This window comes from Sphingobium sp. Z007, from assembly GCF_900013425.1.
GTDB lineage: Bacteria > Pseudomonadota > Alphaproteobacteria > Sphingomonadales > Sphingomonadaceae > Sphingobium.
In genome coordinates this window covers 783,735-798,598 of sequence record NZ_FBXK01000001.1, presented here as the reverse complement: position 1 = coordinate 798,598, position 14,864 = coordinate 783,735, and the positions used below count along the sequence as shown (strand labels likewise).

At 62.4% G+C, this 14,864-nt stretch carries 13 protein-coding genes; 11 read left to right on the top strand and 2 right to left on the bottom strand.

Features of this window, described 5'->3' with window-relative positions; all coding sequences use genetic code 11:
* Positions 1 to 49 precede the first annotated feature (49 nt).
* The 10 genes from CEQ44_RS03610 to CEQ44_RS03560 all read left to right on the top strand — a co-directional run bounded on the left by CEQ44_RS03610 (position 50) and on the right by CEQ44_RS03560 (position 13,141).
* Positions 50 to 652 carry a conjugal transfer protein TraW gene (locus CEQ44_RS03610; RefSeq protein ID WP_088189825.1) on the top strand — a complete coding sequence of 201 codons (603 nt, stop codon included), beginning with the start codon at positions 50 to 52 and terminating at the stop codon, positions 650 to 652.
* Entirely contained in the window at positions 649 to 1,662 is a 1,014-nt protein-coding gene (locus CEQ44_RS03605) for a TraU family protein (RefSeq protein WP_088189766.1), read from the top strand. Before CEQ44_RS03610 ends, CEQ44_RS03605 begins: the two co-directional genes overlap by 4 nt.
* Before the next feature lie 319 nt (positions 1,663 to 1,981).
* Positions 1,982 to 3,913 (top strand): hypothetical protein, encoded by a 1,932-nt coding sequence (locus CEQ44_RS03595; protein WP_088189764.1) that lies wholly within the window; start codon positions 1,982 to 1,984, stop codon positions 3,911 to 3,913.
* Positions 3,910 to 5,004, top strand: a complete 1,095-nt coding sequence (gene traN / locus CEQ44_RS03590; RefSeq protein ID WP_088189763.1) for a conjugal transfer protein TraN — start codon at positions 3,910 to 3,912, stop codon at positions 5,002 to 5,004. The genes CEQ44_RS03595 and traN overlap by 4 nt, the downstream gene beginning before the upstream one ends.
* Positions 4,976 to 5,866 (top strand): type-F conjugative transfer system pilin assembly protein TrbC, encoded by an 891-nt coding sequence (locus tag CEQ44_RS03585; RefSeq protein ID WP_254913888.1) that lies wholly within the window; start codon positions 4,976 to 4,978, stop codon positions 5,864 to 5,866. Before traN ends, CEQ44_RS03585 begins: the two co-directional genes overlap by 29 nt.
* Positions 5,838 to 6,434 carry a S26 family signal peptidase gene (locus tag CEQ44_RS03580; RefSeq protein WP_088189761.1) on the top strand — a complete coding sequence of 199 codons (597 nt, stop codon included), beginning with the start codon at positions 5,838 to 5,840 and terminating at the stop codon, positions 6,432 to 6,434. Before CEQ44_RS03585 ends, CEQ44_RS03580 begins: the two co-directional genes overlap by 29 nt.
* On the top strand, positions 6,431 to 7,318 hold the full coding sequence (locus CEQ44_RS03575) for a conjugal transfer protein TraF (RefSeq protein WP_088189760.1): 888 nt from the start codon (positions 6,431 to 6,433) through the stop codon (positions 7,316 to 7,318). The genes CEQ44_RS03580 and CEQ44_RS03575 overlap by 4 nt, the downstream gene beginning before the upstream one ends.
* Positions 7,315 to 7,917, top strand: coding sequence for a hypothetical protein (locus tag CEQ44_RS03570; protein WP_088189759.1), 603 nt, complete (start codon positions 7,315 to 7,317; stop codon positions 7,915 to 7,917). Before CEQ44_RS03575 ends, CEQ44_RS03570 begins: the two co-directional genes overlap by 4 nt.
* A gap of 47 nt (positions 7,918 to 7,964) precedes the next feature.
* Positions 7,965 to 9,389, top strand: a complete 1,425-nt coding sequence (locus CEQ44_RS03565) for a conjugal transfer protein TraH (RefSeq protein ID WP_088189758.1) — start codon at positions 7,965 to 7,967, stop codon at positions 9,387 to 9,389.
* A gap of 8 nt (positions 9,390 to 9,397) precedes the next feature.
* Positions 9,398 to 13,141: a conjugal transfer protein TraG N-terminal domain-containing protein gene (locus tag CEQ44_RS03560; protein ID WP_088189757.1), complete on the top strand. Its 3,744-nt coding sequence runs from the start codon at positions 9,398 to 9,400 to the stop codon at positions 13,139 to 13,141.
* A 2-nt stretch (positions 13,142 to 13,143) separates the two neighbouring features.
* Here CEQ44_RS03560 and CEQ44_RS03555 read toward each other — a convergent pair whose 3' ends face one another.
* Positions 13,144 to 13,638 (bottom strand): hypothetical protein, encoded by a 495-nt coding sequence (locus tag CEQ44_RS03555; RefSeq protein WP_254913890.1) that lies wholly within the window; start codon positions 13,636 to 13,638, stop codon positions 13,144 to 13,146.
* A gap of 155 nt (positions 13,639 to 13,793) precedes the next feature.
* Entirely contained in the window at positions 13,794 to 14,015 is a 222-nt protein-coding gene (locus tag CEQ44_RS24225; RefSeq protein ID WP_176414523.1) for a hypothetical protein, read from the bottom strand.
* 110 nt (positions 14,016 to 14,125) lie between these two features.
* Between CEQ44_RS24225 and CEQ44_RS03550 the strand changes: the two genes are divergently transcribed.
* Positions 14,126 to 14,653 carry a hypothetical protein gene (locus CEQ44_RS03550; protein WP_088189756.1) on the top strand — a complete coding sequence of 176 codons (528 nt, stop codon included), beginning with the start codon at positions 14,126 to 14,128 and terminating at the stop codon, positions 14,651 to 14,653.
* Positions 14,654 to 14,864: the final 211 nt, after the last annotated feature.

Here is a 14,864-nt window from a genome sequence, read left to right as displayed (position 1 = left end):
CCCAGGCCACCCTCGTCATGCCCTACGAGTAATAGCGCCCTTGGCGCTGATGACCGGGCTAATGACGCAGCCGCCCGTCACGGCCGCGACCAGCATTATCGGGCGCAGCTGGCCGATCGCCGAGCCCGATGCGCTGAGCGAGATCGAAAGCCGCGCCGCGCATGTTCCCGACATAAAAACCGCCTTTGGCCCGCGTGAGCGCTGGTCGGCGATGAAGCCTGCCGCGCTCGGCATCGCCCGCGCCAATCGCCGCCGAACGGTCGTGCCTTTCTATACCCTCGATCAGGATATCCGGCTGCCGGGCGGAAAGCTGCTTTACGCCAAAGGCTATAGCTTCAACCCGCTTGCCTTTGTGTCACTGCCTCAGCGGCTGATCGTCGTACACCCCAGCGATCTGACCTGGGCGTTGCGCACCGCAAGGTCCGCCGATTTCATCCTTCTTGCCGCCGGTGGTCTTTCCCAGGCTGGAGATACGGATGCCGATGTGATCACGCTTGGCGAGCGACACGGCCGGGCACTGTTTCTGCTCGAGGAGCGCGTGAAGGCACGGCTTGGCCTGACGGTCGCGCCGGCGATCGTCGCGCAGGCGGGGCAAAAGCTGGTGCTGACCGAGGTCGTCATACCCCCAAGCCAGCGGAGCGTTGCGAGATGAAGATGCTCGCGATCCGAAGAATCATGACGCGCGGGTCGGCCTTTGCGGCCTTGGCGATCGCGTCCCCCGCCCATGCCTCCAAATGCGAGGCGGGCACGATATTCAACCCGATCACCAAGGTGCGCTGGAACTGCATTTTCCCAATCACCATCGGCGGGGTAAAGGTGGGTCCGAGCGATCCGCTCGGCAAGGCGCTCGACGCACAATCGGCCTCCAAGCCTTTATGCGCGTGCCGCAAAGGCGTGACATTCTGGTTCGGCGTCAAGGTCAGCTTCTGGTCGCCCAATCGCATGGTCGACGTGGTGACCGAGCCTGGCTGCATGATGGCGCTGGGCGCTGACATCATGCCGACCGGTGGCAGGCTGCAAGGCAGCCAGACCAGCCTTTCCGACGGCACCAACACGCGCAAGATGTTCGCGCAGATGCACTATTATATCGCGCCGGTCTGGAAGATGCTCGACATGTTCACCGACCTGCCCTGCATCGAGGATGATGGCTTCGACGTCGCGCTGATCACCGAAGTGCTGCCGACCTGGCAGTCGGCGACTTTGGGCGCGATCATCCAGCCCGAGGCAATCCTGTTCGGCAATCCGGCCGCCGGCCTTGCCTGCATGGCCGACAGCGCTGCTGCCGCAGCAGGCAAGGTCGTCGATCCGCTCTTCTGGTGCATGGGGTCCTGGGGCGCGACCTATCCGATCGCTGGCGACATCCATTTTGGCGACAGCGTCGAGGCCTGGGCGGGGCTCGCCGCGCGCGGCGTCTTCATGATGGGGCGGCTTGGCGCGCTTACCGTCAGTTCAGCAGACGGCTGCTCGTTCATCCCGCAGCCGGTCTGGACCAAGAGCCGCTACAAGTTCCAGCTGATGGAACCGGTAAAAGGTGGCCAGTGCGTCAATGTCGGGCGGCCAGGCGCGCTGTGGACCAGTGCCAAACATGCGCCGGGCAAGGACAATGCCCAGTTCATGCTGTTTGAAAAGACGATCTGCTGCGCCGGGGTTTCGACGCCATGAACAGGTCGCCTTTCCCGATCCGCATGCCCTCGCCTGGCATCAGCCGATGGTCTGCCCGTCATTCCACCGAGCCAGGCGTTCCCCATGCGGTCAGGCCGGTGTCGCATCCCCCCTGCGGCACCGGTCGGACGGTCGGCGTAGCCACATATACAGACGATCATACGGCGCGCCCCTCTTCGCCGCATGTGGTCGTGGCCACGCTGACCGTTTTTGAAGGCCAGGCTGTATTCCGGGCAGAGCTTGCCGACCCTGTTCCAGCTATATTTCTGTTCCGGCTGCGGCGTGGGTCGCGGCAGATCGCTCTGCGCGAGACGCGGCCATGAGGCCAGCTACCCTCGTCCTTGTCGCAGCGCTCAGCCTGCCTGTCCCGCTCCATGCGCAGACCGCGCAGGACCGCGCCCGCGCTGCGGCGGCCGCCGCGCGGGAAAAGAGCGCTGACAGCGACGCGCTGCTTGGCAATTATGTGACGCCGGGTCTGGCGGGACAGCCCATCACCACGGTCGACACCAAAAAGACCTTCACCCCCAATCTTGCCTGCCAGAAAAGCGCGACGCTGCTCGAACTGCTCGCCCAGCCCAGCGCCACCGGCGATATCGACACGCTCAGCATCTCGCGCGACAGCGATCTCGACGGGCGTTTCGATGAGGGACTGACCGTTCCGGTCCCCACTTCCGGGATTTGCGCCAATGGGATCATCTCCTGCGCGCCGGGCAGTTGGGACGCGTGCCGCTTCTTCCGCTGGGACGCTTCGGCGTCCGGATCGTTGAAGCTTTCGCAGGTCGAGCTGACCGATCTGGCCGGTTGTTACTGCGTCAACAATAGCTGCGGCAGCAATCTGGTCTGGGGCAATATGGCATCGATCCTCAAGGATCTGGGCGGCGGCGTTGTCGGCGCGCTCACCACGGCCGATCCGCGTATCGGCATCGCGCAGGCGTCCATCGATGGCCCGCTCATCCGCTACACCGGTGCGCAGACCACATCCTGCACGGCGCAACCGCAGGTTGGCGCCACGGCATACAAGGCCAATCCCGGCGCCATGGCGGGCGACGCCTATGGCGCCGCGCGAACGAGCAGCATTTTCCAGGCGCTTGTCCAGTCTTCGACCGGAACCGGCACGTCGCAGGTGCGCCGAAGTTGCACCATCATCCGGCAGATCGCCCAGGAAGAGATGACCGCCGAGATGATCATCGATCGCGTGGCGGGCGGCTACGCAACCTATGCTGCAAATCCAAGCAGCCGTACGTTCGTCATGGGTTCACCCATCGACAATAGCCTGTCTGGCGGATCCTGCACTCTTATCGATTTTCATATGACATTGCGGGTCAAGGACGCCGCAAGGCTTCAGCAACTACTTCTGACCCGCTTTGGCGGGGACGACTGGGCGCAGATCAGGATCGATGGCGAACTGGTTGGCTCAGGCCCGGAAGTCTGGACCGGATCGGGACTGCCGCCGGGCAAATGCGAGAAGAAGAGCGCCTTCTATGTCGATCCTGGTCTCGATCTCACCTCCAGGCTGACGCAAGGCGATCATGATATCTGGTTGCGGGTCGCGGTCGCCGATGGCGGCGAAGCCTATGCGGCGATCGAAGCGAAGGTGGACGCCGGCTGCAAGACGAGCGAGCAGCTTGTCGACAGCTGTTCGGGCTATGCGGCCAATGATGCCTGTCGTCTCGATGATGAAGATGTCGATGGCGTCATCACCTATCGCAACGGCGTCAAGACCGGGCTCACCCCCCTGCCCCAGACGCGGTTGATCGGCACGGGCGCCTGCGCGACCACGATCAGCCGCGCCTTCTTCGAGCGCCAGCGCAGCTATGCCTGCACGGTCGATAGCGGCGCGGTTCCACAGCCTGATCTTTCCCGTAGCGCCTATATCATCGATCATTCGACCGAGACTTTGCTCGCTGATCGGGTCAAGAATGCCGATGGCAGCCATAGCCTGACAACCCGCAATTTTTCCTTGCCCGTGTCCGGCAGCGTCAATGCGTGCGAGCCCATCTGCAAGACCCGCAAGGCGCAGGTCAATATAGCCGCAGCCCCCGATGGCGTGACTGGTTCCAGACAAAGTGATCCCATGAGCTGGGATTATTTTTATCACGCCTGCCAGGACAATGGTGTCTGCCCTGCGGGCACGGGTGAGGAACTGGTGCAGGGCTGTGGCTGCATCGATGATTTTCCCGAAGCGGTGGTGATGATGCAGACCGTGCGTCTGGGCGGCGGCGACATGGTCTGCACGAGTGCCGTGCGATGAGATGGCGGCGCACCTTTCCCTTGGGGCTGATCCTCCTCGTCAGCGCTGTTTCCTTATTTCCCGGCACCGCAAGCGCTCAGCAGCTTTGCGCTGTCGATCTTAACGGCAATGGCGATGCGGCGGACGACGGCGAAACGGCAAGCTGCCATCTGACCGGCGCGGGCGGATGGATGTGCCCCATCGGCGAAACGCAGTGTGAGGCGGATGGAGCGGGAACGCTGCGGTGCCCGATCGGCGAGCAATATACCTGCGCTGTGCCGGCCAGCGGCGGCGCGCCAAGCTGCTCGGCCAACGCTTGTATCGACACCAGCGCCAATCCCATCATTGAGGAGCCAGTGGTGGATGATCCCGGCGTTGCGGCCGACGGCCCCGTCGATGCCGATGGCAATTGCCTTGGCACGATCGAGATTTTTTCCGGCCGCGCGGCGCGCTGTCGTCCTGCCGGGCTCAGCACCACCTTCCAGAATTGCTGCAAGGACAAGGGCAAGATCGTGAAGGACGGCATGGGCGGTTCGATCTCGTCGATCACGACGAAGATCGCGGTCGCCAAGGGCGTCTTCACCGGCATGAAAGCCGCGTATACGGCCTTCAAGGCAGGCGCGACCGCAAGCCAGGCAGCGAGTGCCGGTGCCAACGCGATCATCGTCGGCATCGATCCCACATCGATCGCGATCAGTCTTGCGGTCAATTTCATGATCGATCTCCTGCTCCAGGGCTGCGACCAGCAGGATATGGAAGTGGGCATGCTGCGCGGTTCGGGCATGTGCCATGAGATCGGCAGCTATTGTTCGTCGAGCATCCTTGGCATCTGCGTGCAGAAGGCCCGGGGCCATTGCTGCTTCAACACCAAGCTTGGCCGTATCATCCAGGAACAGGGCCGCCCGCAGTTGAAGGCCTTTGCCGCGATTGGCTGGGGCACGGCGAAGCAACCCTATTGCCGGGGCTTTAGCCCGCAAGAATTCCAGGCGCTCGATTTCAGCAAAATGGACCTCTCCGAATATTATACGGAAATCGAGGCGCGCGCCCAATCCGAAATCCAGATCGAGATGAAGGACAAGATCGATGCCCATATGCAGACGATCCGCAACTAGCCGCGCCCTGCTTCTGGCGGCTCTCGCGCTCTATCCCGCATCGGTGCGAGCAAGTGAACCGCAGGCTGTGGCCGAACAGCCGACGAGCGCAAATGCGCGTACGCGCATCCAGGATCAGGGTGACGCGGCTATGGAGCGCGTGAAGCGGGCTGCCGCCAAGGCCAAGGCTTCAACGAAAGCCTCGCCCGCTCTGCCCTCAAAAGCCGACGCTGGCGCGGAGCGCCGCGCCTTCGAGGGGATCAACAGGCGCAAGCAGGATCCTGCAATGGCGGATCGCGTCAAGGCAGACGTCGCGGCGACGCGCAAAGCCCTCGCCATCGAACGGGACACCGCCAGTCGGCGTATCGCGCAGGCCCTGGGTCTTGAACAGCCCGAAGAAGCGGCGTTGGCTGGCGTTGTTTCCGGCAGCAGCGCGAACCAGTGGGTCCCGCTACTGTTCGTGTCCTCCTCCATGCCGGTCGAAACACTGCGCACTTATGCAGGGCAGCTCGAACGGGCCAGGGGTGTCATGGCTTTTCGCGGCATGCCGGGCGGGATGCGGCAGGTTGGACCGATGGCGCAACTGTCGGCCGCGATACTGCGCCGCGATCCGGGCTGCGAAGGTCCCGCCTGCGCCATGCGCGACGTGCAGCTGATCGTCGATCCACTGATTTTTCGGCAGCATCGCGTCAGCCAGGTGCCGGCGCTGGCGATGATCCCGGGCGATCCGACCCGGCCCTATTGCGAGCGCGACGAGGCGAGCCCGCGCGCAGCGCATCTCGTGCTGGGCGATGCTGCCCTGACCGGGCTTCTCGATGAATATGGCCGCCTTGGCGGCAAGGCGGAGGTGCAGGATGCTCTTGCTCACATGGCGCGCCAGTAACCGGGTCTGGCGCGAACTCAAGGATCTGCCGCTGCGCGCAGCCGTGGCGCTGGGTGCTGCTGGTCTTGGGCAGCCGCCCCGTCCGGGTCAGCTTTTCAAGGCCTATGGGATTGTGCTGCCGATTGGTCTCTTTGCCTGGTGGGCGATGCCGCAGATCACATTGGTCATGACGCCCTCCATCGATGCCTGGGTCGTGCACCGCTCGCCAGGGCCCGTCAGGCGCGGTGACCTCGTCTCGTTCCTTTTGTCCGATCCGCTTGCCGGCCCCGAGCCAGTGAATGTCACCAAATATGCGCTGTGCTTGCCAGGCGACCGGATCGTGATGGTTGAAAAGCCTGCCACCCTGGGCCGCGGTTGGACCGGGTGGTACTATTGCAATGGCAGGCTGATGGGCGTCGCCAAACCCTTATCACGCAGCGGCAAGGCGCTTGACCATTGGCGACCGGAAAGTCCGCATATTCCCGATGGCATGATCTTCGTCGGCTCGCGCCATCCCGACGGATATGACAGCCGCTATTATGGTCCGGTCTCCATTGCGCGGCTCATCCGCATGGAGAAGGTGCTGTGAAGCGCCTCCTCGCTCTGGGTGCCCTGCTGCTGCTGCCCGACGATATTGCGGGTGCGCAGCCCGCGCCTCCAGGCCCGGGAGATCGCGGAACACGCGGCTATTGGTGGTATGAAACCCCAAAGGCCAGCGCTGCGGAAGAAGCGGCCGATGATGTCATCCCAAAACCCGTCATACCGCCGATGGTTGAACTGGCCAAATGGGCACCGCCCCGGATCGCCAAGCTGATCGAACAGCAGCGCGACTATGCCGCCACTATTCTCACTATCGATGCGGTCGCCGACTTCTGGCGGCTGCAGGATTTTGCCCGGCGCAAGGCGCGCGCCTTTGCCGGCGTGACCCAGCTTGCGATGCTCACTTATCCGCAGCTCAATGCCCGGGCTGCCAATCCAATGGTTGGCGAGGCCCGCGATCAGCTGGGCGCACATAAGGACCATGTCCGCCGCCAATATCTGCGCGCGCATGCCGGGGAATTTGCGCTGGTCATGTTCGCACGGGACTCCTGCGGCTACTGCAAGGTGCAATGGCCGATCGTCCAGCGGTTCCAGGAGGATATGGGCTGGCAGGTCAGCCTCATGGATCTCGACCGCAAACCCGAACTCGGCCAGCGCTTCGGGGTCGAGGTAACGCCGACCACCATGGTCATTCGCCGGAACAGCGCCCAGCGCATGGTAATCGCAGCAGGCGTCGAGACTTATCCCAATCTCGCCCAGATGGCCTATCAGGCGGTCCGGCTGCTGCGCGGCGACATCCGGCCCGAACAATGGCTAACGGGAGCCGGCGAGGAAGACGGTTTCTTCGATGCGCTCGCCAATGGACCCGTCTCCGCGACCGATCCGCGGGTGATCGGCGGCGACCTCCTCGATGCCCAGGGGCCAAGGCCGTGACGCGCCTTGGCCAAGCCCTGTTCGCCTGGGCTCTTTTGCTGACCACATGGGTGCAGACGCCCGCAACAGCCGCTGCGCAGCCGACGGATCGCGGCCTTGCCAGGCGAGCCGCCATTCATCCGGTTTCGACAGCCGCAGACATGCGTCTCTGGCTGGCCCGCGTGCCGCTGACGCGCGACTTTCCTGCCGATTTCGAGATCCTGCTGCGTGGCCAAGCGTCGCTCTACACTATCGAGATGAGCACATCGCCCGGCTGCCTGCCATGCGGCGATCTGTGGACCAAGCTTTCCGCTTTCCGCACCCGCTATGGTTGGCAGGTCCGGACGCTGGGGCAAGAGGAAGCGATGCTGCGATCGGGACGTCTCGGCCTTCCCTGGGTCGGAAACCCCGTCGCATGGGTGCGCCCGCTTAGCGACCCGCACCGCATGGTGCCGATCGCGATCGGCACCGACCATAGCGCCAATATCGCGCGCAACGCCTGGCTTGCCGCCCGCATGCTGACCGGAGCCCGGGCAGCGGTGGGCGTGCGCGCCATGTCGAAATTCACCGGGATCGTCGGCGTGAGGGCGCTGACCTCCCCTAACCCAAAGCGACGCTGATCATGGCGGGGCGGCGTCACATGTCCATTTTCATCAGGAATTCTGCCATGGGACGTCATCCATATCGTCTGACCCTCGCACTCTCCATCCTCGTCGCGTCATGCGGCCAGGCGGCCCCTGCCTATGCCCAAGGCTGGGCTGAAAGCTGGTTCGATAATGTCACCTATAGCTCGCCAGGCAGCTTCGAGGACCAGACCCGCGGCTATGTGACCGCGGGCGGCATGTCGGGCCGCGTCGATGTCCATGACGACTATCTCATGAGCTTGACGCTTCCCAAGGTGAAGGCGGGCTGTGGGGGCATCGACATGTTTTTAGGGGGCATGTCGTTTCTCGACCCCGACTATCTGGTCCAGAAACTGGAGACGATCCTGCAGGCAGCGCCGGCCGTCGCTTTCCAGTATCTGCTCGAAACCCTCGACGAGAAAATGGGTAACATCATCTCGAAAATGGAGGCAGCGACCAATTATCTCAATTCCATCCAGGTGAACGACTGCCGCCTCGCCAATCGCATGGTTCAGATTGCCAAAGGCGATGATAATATGTCGGGGATCGTCGAGGAGATGACCGGCTACAAGTCGATCCGCGCAGGCTATGCCAATAGCTGGCAACAGAGCCGCGAGAAGATCCAGGCCAATAAGGGTAATCCGACAGAGGATCTCAAGGACGCGCTCGCCAATTGCCCGGCCGAGGTCACCGACATCTTCAAGACCGGCTCGCTGCTTGGCCATGCTGCCGCGCGCGTCGGCGCGTCCGACTGGGCGGGCGTGATGCGCGCACGGGTGGGCGACGTCTATATGCGCTGGGATGATAAGGACAAGGTGCCGCTCTTCTCGGCCATCCCCGCCTGTCCGCGCCAGGATAGCGATAGCGCCGATGATTTCCTGACCGGACGCGTCCCCACTCGTGCGCTCAGCATTCCCGCGACCGCTTCGGATTGTTCGGTGAACGGCGCCGGGCGCGGCGCGTTGTTGCTGGCGCGCGAAAGGATGGAATCGGTGGCCACCAAGATCCGTACCCGCGCCGCGCTGACCACTGAAGAAAAGCAGTTCGTCGCCAATGTGCGGACCCTCCCGGTCTATCGGCTGCTCGAATGGGGCGTGCGGCAGGGCCTGACCGACAGCGTGATCGCCGACACCGACGAGCTGGTCGCCCTCACCCTCGCCTATCAGATGCTCAATGATTTGACCCGCTCTATCGACTTTGCGCTCCAGAATGCCGAGCGCGGCGTGACAACGGCGGGCGCGGCTGACGCGGACAACACCAACATCTGCCAGACCCGCATCCTGACCAAGGGCATCGAGCAGCTAAGCGAACTGCGCGACGAAGTGTTGCGCCAGCGCGCGCAGATGCGCCAGTCCTACATCGCGGCCATGAACCAGGCGAACCTCTCGGCAAATTATGCCGGGGTGGTGCGCCAGCGCGACCGTGATGCGCGTGACGCCGCTGGCGCCAACGCCAATCGCAACCGGTGAGGCGAGCCATGCGTCATCTCATCCGCCTGGCATGCGTCCTGTTCGGCTTGCTGAGCGCCACGCCCGCGCTGGCGATCGATGCCAGCTATCACACTTGGGACGGCTTTTCCGAAACCGTCGATGCGTTTCACCTGGTGGCGATGATCTTCGGTGATCCGCGCTATGAAACATTGGTTTTGATTGTCGCGGTGGTCGGCATCGCGTTCGGCGCGGTCATCGCCAGCATTCGGGGTTCGGGCATGGGCTTGGTTGCCTTCGGCTTCCAGATGCTGGTCGGTATCGGCCTGTTTGCAGGGATGATCGCCACAACCGGCACGGTTCACATCTATGACCGGGTGCGCAACGCCTATCAGCCAGTTGGCGGCGTCCCCAATCTCATCGTGCTGGTCGCAGGCGTCACCAACCTTATGGAACGGGCGCTGGCTGAAACCATCGACGACAATACCACTGATCCCAATGCCAAGCTGGAATTTGGCGCAGGTGGCCATGCGTTCGACCTGTTCCTCAACGCAGTCTCGCCGCGCAGCCCGATCGTCGATACCTTCCTTGATGCAACGGTGAAGGATTATGTGCGGCAATGCTATCCGGTCGCGCGTGTCTCGCCGGCCTATGGCGTCGATGACGATCAGCTGTTCCGGACCTCGACTGACCTGCCTGCTTCCTTTGCGGCGATGGCTGGCCCTGCGACCTTCTCGACCGTTTTCACGGCGAGCGACAAGGGCGGGACGACGATGAGCTGCGATGCAGCCTGGGACCATATTGCCGACCGTCTGTCGGATGCCACAGCGTTCGACGCTTATAGCGACCAGGTCTGCGCCCGCACCGGATTCGATGTGAACCAGACCAGCCAGCGCGATCGCTGCCGCCAGCAGATCGATGCGCTGGGCGACATGATGCTGGGTCAATCGATGAGCCGGCAGACATTCCTCATCAACATCCTGCTCGGTCAGACGGTCGGCGATGTGTTGTTCGAAGATTCGCCTGCAGCCACGGCGCGGGTAATGGCGAACCGGGCGATCGAGTCCAATGGACTTGCCACGCTTTCCACTGCCAATGAGTGGATGCCGACCATCCGGGCTTCGGTTTTCGCGATCATGCTCATGATGATGCCGATCGCGCTGCTGTTCATCCTGACGCCGATCAACCTGCGGGTCGCAAGCTTCGCGCTGGGCCTGTTCGTGTTCGTCGCGCTCTGGGGCGTGATCGATGCGGGCATTTACCAGCTCACCCTTGGCCGGGCGCTGGATGTGCTGGCCGAATTGCGCGCGACCAATGTCGCGGCCGATAGCTGGATTCTCGCGCCGTCGGCAGCGATGAAGGCGCTCGCCATCTTCGGCTCGTTCCGAACCGCAGCGGCGGGCCTGGCGGGCGCGTTCGTGTTCACCGTGTTCCGCTTCTCTGGCAATATGTTCACCGCGTTCACGTCGGGCATGCTCGGCGTCCAGGGTCAGGGCAGCATGGCGGCGGCAACCATCGGGACCAGCGAGGGCTATGCCTCTGCGCTCGAAGCGCAGGCATCGGCCGGTGGCACGATGGCGCGGCGCTCCACCTCGTCGGGGTTCGGCGATTTTGGCGAACGCAGCAGCTTTGGGCTCGATCGCGCTTTTGCGTCAGCCGGGACGGTGCTGGGCGAACATGGTGGCGGCGCGACCGGAACGGCGGCGTTCGGGCTGGGTCGGGCCGATGCCGCGCGGGAACTGGGCGCGCTTTCCCCTGCCCTGGTCGGGCGGGATTTGAACGATCCTGCCACGGCCAGCGCCATCCGGGCCAATGCAGCGACCTCTGCCATCCACAATTTTGCGCAAGGGGACGCACTTCGCAAGCTTGGCACGAGCTACTTCGGCGAAGGCCAGGGCGGCGAACGCGCTTTTGCCGCTTTCGCGCAGAATATGGTGCAGTGGAAGGCGTTCGGCGACAGCCAAGCCTATGAGATGATGCAGTCGGGGGCGCAGCGGCAATTTGAGCGCAGCGGCTATAATACAAAGGATGCAGCGCTCAAGGCCTCGACCGTGATCGCCCAGGCCGGTGCTGATCCAACCTTCGCCAAAATCACGGCCAACGCCTTCGATCAGGAACAGATGCTCCGCAATGATCTGACTGCCGCGCAGACGCAAGTTGGCGCGATGGAGGGACGTCGGGACTACGCCGGCGACAGGGTTGCAGCGGTCGAACGCGGCAATGTCGCGACGGAACAGGCCCATCGCACCGGGCATAATCAGGGGCAGCGCGAGGCCGCAGGGATACTGGGTCTCTCGGTCACCGAGACAAGCCGGCGCATCGGGTTCATCAATGCGCTATCCGGCGAAGCGCGATCGAGCGCGATCAGCCAGTTGTCGCGCTCGACCGGGCGCAACGAGGCGCAGATGCTGCGCGCGCTGGAAAGCTACAACGCCGCTGTTCAGGTCGGCACTGCCGACGGAGCAACAGCGCAAGCCGCGCGCGAGGGCACAAATGTCTATGGCCGCACGCGCGAGGCCGCCGGTTATGATTTTGCCGAGCGGTCGGGCAAGCTTGATGCCCAGCGCGAGATCGGTCCTGATGGCGTGCGCAGCTCGGCCCAGATCGGTGAGCAGCGGCGCCAGGCGGACAATGCCGGCTTTGCACAAGGCGCTGCTGCCGCTGGCGTGTCGGTCCGCGAAGCCGCGCATCTGGATTCTTTCATTCGCACGCTGGCGGGCACTGCCGGAAACCAGGTCGATATGGCTGAAGGCGGTGCGGAAGGCATCGCCGATCGCGCACGCAACGAGCGACTGACCGGCATCGTCGACAAGGAACGGCTAACCCGCACCCAGGCAATGCTGCGCGAGCATGGCGTGGAACTGTCGAAGCGCCAGATCGCCATGGACCAGAATGGCGATGTCGGCCTCAATCTGACGCCGGAACTGGCCGCGCAGATGTGGCGGGGCGGGCTTATCAACGAAAGCCAGCTTGGCGCGATCGCTAATGGTGGGCATGCGCGGTTCAGTTTTGCGCATAATGATCTGCTCGTCTCCAGCAGTACAGGGTTCAGCCAGTCTGCGCGCAACGACACGAGTACGCGGTTCGAAGCCGGCAAACAGGCAGGACCAGATACGATCGAGCATTTCCTGGGCAGCGGTGCGCAAGGCCAGGCCGCCATGGCCAACTGGTTGCGCGGCGGGTTCGAGATGGATCGGCGGGGTGACTGGCGGCTGAAACCGCAGGTCGCCGATACGCTGGAGCGTGATGTCACCGCGATCATGGTGCAGACCGGGTGGCAACGCTCTCTATCGCGGTCAGCAGAGCATTCGACAGCGGATAGCCAGAGCATCTCGGGCGATCTCACAGCTTCAGCATCCAGGGGAGTTGGCACGGGTGGTAGAGGCGGCGCAGAAAAAGGCAGTGGCAAAGGCAGCGCTACAGGCTCGTTGAGCGGCAGAGTGAGCGCTGACATTTCCGATAGAGGCATTGCGGCGGTTATCGCTCAGTCGTCGATTGATACGGTGAATTACGATGTTCGGGAAGCGATTGCTTCAGCCGAGAAAACGGCTGCTCGTTCTGGTCGACCGGAGGAGACTTTTGCCCGAGAAATCAGTGAGCGCGTGCTTGGTCGTGACGGGCTTCGGAACAGATATCTAAGAGAAGCAGACGCTGGACGTGGCACAGTCGATGTCACTGGTCCTATCACATCGATGGAGCAGTCCTCTATCCTCAGAACCGGACGGCTACTTTTCGATCGCGACGATGGATTGGCCGACGGCGATCCCACCTTCAAAGAACGGCGGGATCAATGATGTCAGTCTTTGATCACGCCAACATGGCGGAGATGACGGAGTCCGGAGCGAGGATCGGAGGGATCAGAGTAAGGGTCCATGACTGGCCTTTGCGGTACCGACCCCGGCACGATCACCCATTCTCCGCAAGCAACCTTGGCTTTCAAAAATCCATAGCCGAGAACCGCTACGACCGTGATGGGATTGAAGACGAGGATGAGCAACACCATGGTGTTGGCCACGGACGTATTAATTCGGTGATAGGGGATGGCTATCATGATTTCAAGGCCAATCCAGTACAGCAGAGCCGTTACCCAGTAGAGCTTCGCGTACCATGGCCGCCAAAACCAATCGGCAGCGCGCGGCGATGGCGAGCCTGCCTCATCTATCTGTTCGACGTGATCAAAATCCTGCATCTGCAGAGCCTTTCTATCTGGGAAAATAGCACAGGTGCATCCGACTGGAAACCGATCCGCCCTGATCACCGTGGACCGATCGCCCATAGCCACCGCAATCATCTTGCCCCCTCCTTTCCTCCTGCCCTCCATCGAGCTTTGTTCTACGGTTCTAACAACTGGGCACACTTCAAATCCTGGACACGGCCGCGATGAAGAAGAAGCGGCCCAATCGAGATGCGCCTCCCCGTCTTTCTACCGAAGCGGATGCCGCCATCCTACGACTTGCGCGCCTCCTGGGCCGTCAGATCGCGCGTGAACTTGATCAAGAGCGACAGCAGCGAGAAAAGCGCACGGACGTCCCGCCTAAATCGTGCGAATGAGGTTTGCGTGTCCAGCCCTTTCAATATCAGATGAAACATTGTCGGGCGAATGTTTCGGCAAATATGCTGCTGTTCCTTGCTGGTGTCGGCGTATTTTTGCGCCGTACGGCGGTGCAATTGCAATCTTGCCGACGGAATGATTTTATCTGAAAATCATGGTCTTTCCAAAGGACGAACTTGTGCCTGCGTTTGCATTCTATCTGGTTTCCGACGATGGCTAGCCATCAATGAGGCTGGTCGATGTGCCAGATGTTGACGCTGCGAAAACATGGGCAATGGATGCGATCAGATCTGCGTCATTGCACACCATCCGCTTCTGGGACGGTGTTCGCGTAATTGAGGTAAAACGCCCTGCGATGCGTCAACCCAGACAGAAGCCAAGCGATGCAGAGGAGCGCGGAAAGCGTATGATTGCCATGAAAGCCAAAGGCATGAAACAGCGCGAAATTGCCGCAGCATTTGGGATCAGCATCGGCCGGGTGCGCGATGTCATGTCACGTGAGGAGTTGCGTGCCCGGGAGGAAGCTATTCAAACCAACCGTGCCGCATTGTCAGGCCGGGCGAATAACGTGCTACGACATTTAGTCATCGAGCCGGAAGCGGACCCTGCCGAGCGCGACCGGCTACTTCCGGAGCGGGTTGCAAAGTTGACGCGCGGTAAAATAATGAATGTAGGCAATTCGGGCAAGCTCACTTTTGCCGAGATAGAAGCCTGGCTGTGGGAACGAGGCCTTTGTCTTAGCACCGATATCTGAGCTGGACTTTATACAGCAGCCTCTGGTGTATTCGGAGCCGGGGTCAGTGGGTTGGGCGTGTTGCAGCGTCCCGCGAAATGGCACGACGATCAGGATTGCCGCCTCTTTGGCGCAGGTTAAGGGCTTTAAATGAGAGCGGGTGAATGCATAATGGGACCTTCGCGACGGTCGGCTTCGGAGCAACAATTTTAGGAAAGCTGACGTTCCCGGA

What these genes read in the sequence shown, in the direction of transcription:
- CEQ44_RS03610 (WP_088189825.1), top strand. Translation starts at nt 50, where the DNA reads ATGACCGGGCTAATGACGCAGCCGCCCGTCACGGCCGCGACCAGCATT.
- CEQ44_RS03605 (WP_088189766.1), top strand. Translation starts at nt 649, where the DNA reads ATGAAGATGCTCGCGATCCGAAGAATCATGACGCGCGGGTCGGCCTTT.
- CEQ44_RS03595 (WP_088189764.1), top strand. Translation starts at nt 1,982, where the DNA reads ATGAGGCCAGCTACCCTCGTCCTTGTCGCAGCGCTCAGCCTGCCTGTC.
- traN (WP_088189763.1), top strand. Translation starts at nt 3,910, where the DNA reads ATGAGATGGCGGCGCACCTTTCCCTTGGGGCTGATCCTCCTCGTCAGC.
- CEQ44_RS03585 (WP_254913888.1), top strand. Translation starts at nt 4,976, where the DNA reads ATGCCCATATGCAGACGATCCGCAACTAGCCGCGCCCTGCTTCTGGCG.
- CEQ44_RS03580 (WP_088189761.1), top strand. Translation starts at nt 5,838, where the DNA reads ATGCTCTTGCTCACATGGCGCGCCAGTAACCGGGTCTGGCGCGAACTC.
- CEQ44_RS03565 (WP_088189758.1), top strand. Translation starts at nt 7,965, where the DNA reads ATGGGACGTCATCCATATCGTCTGACCCTCGCACTCTCCATCCTCGTC.
- CEQ44_RS03560 (WP_088189757.1), top strand. Translation starts at nt 9,398, where the DNA reads ATGCGTCATCTCATCCGCCTGGCATGCGTCCTGTTCGGCTTGCTGAGC.
- CEQ44_RS03555 (WP_254913890.1), bottom strand. Translation starts at nt 13,638, where the DNA reads ATGATTGCGGTGGCTATGGGCGATCGGTCCACGGTGATCAGGGCGGAT.
- CEQ44_RS03550 (WP_088189756.1), top strand. Translation starts at nt 14,126, where the DNA reads ATGAGGCTGGTCGATGTGCCAGATGTTGACGCTGCGAAAACATGGGCA.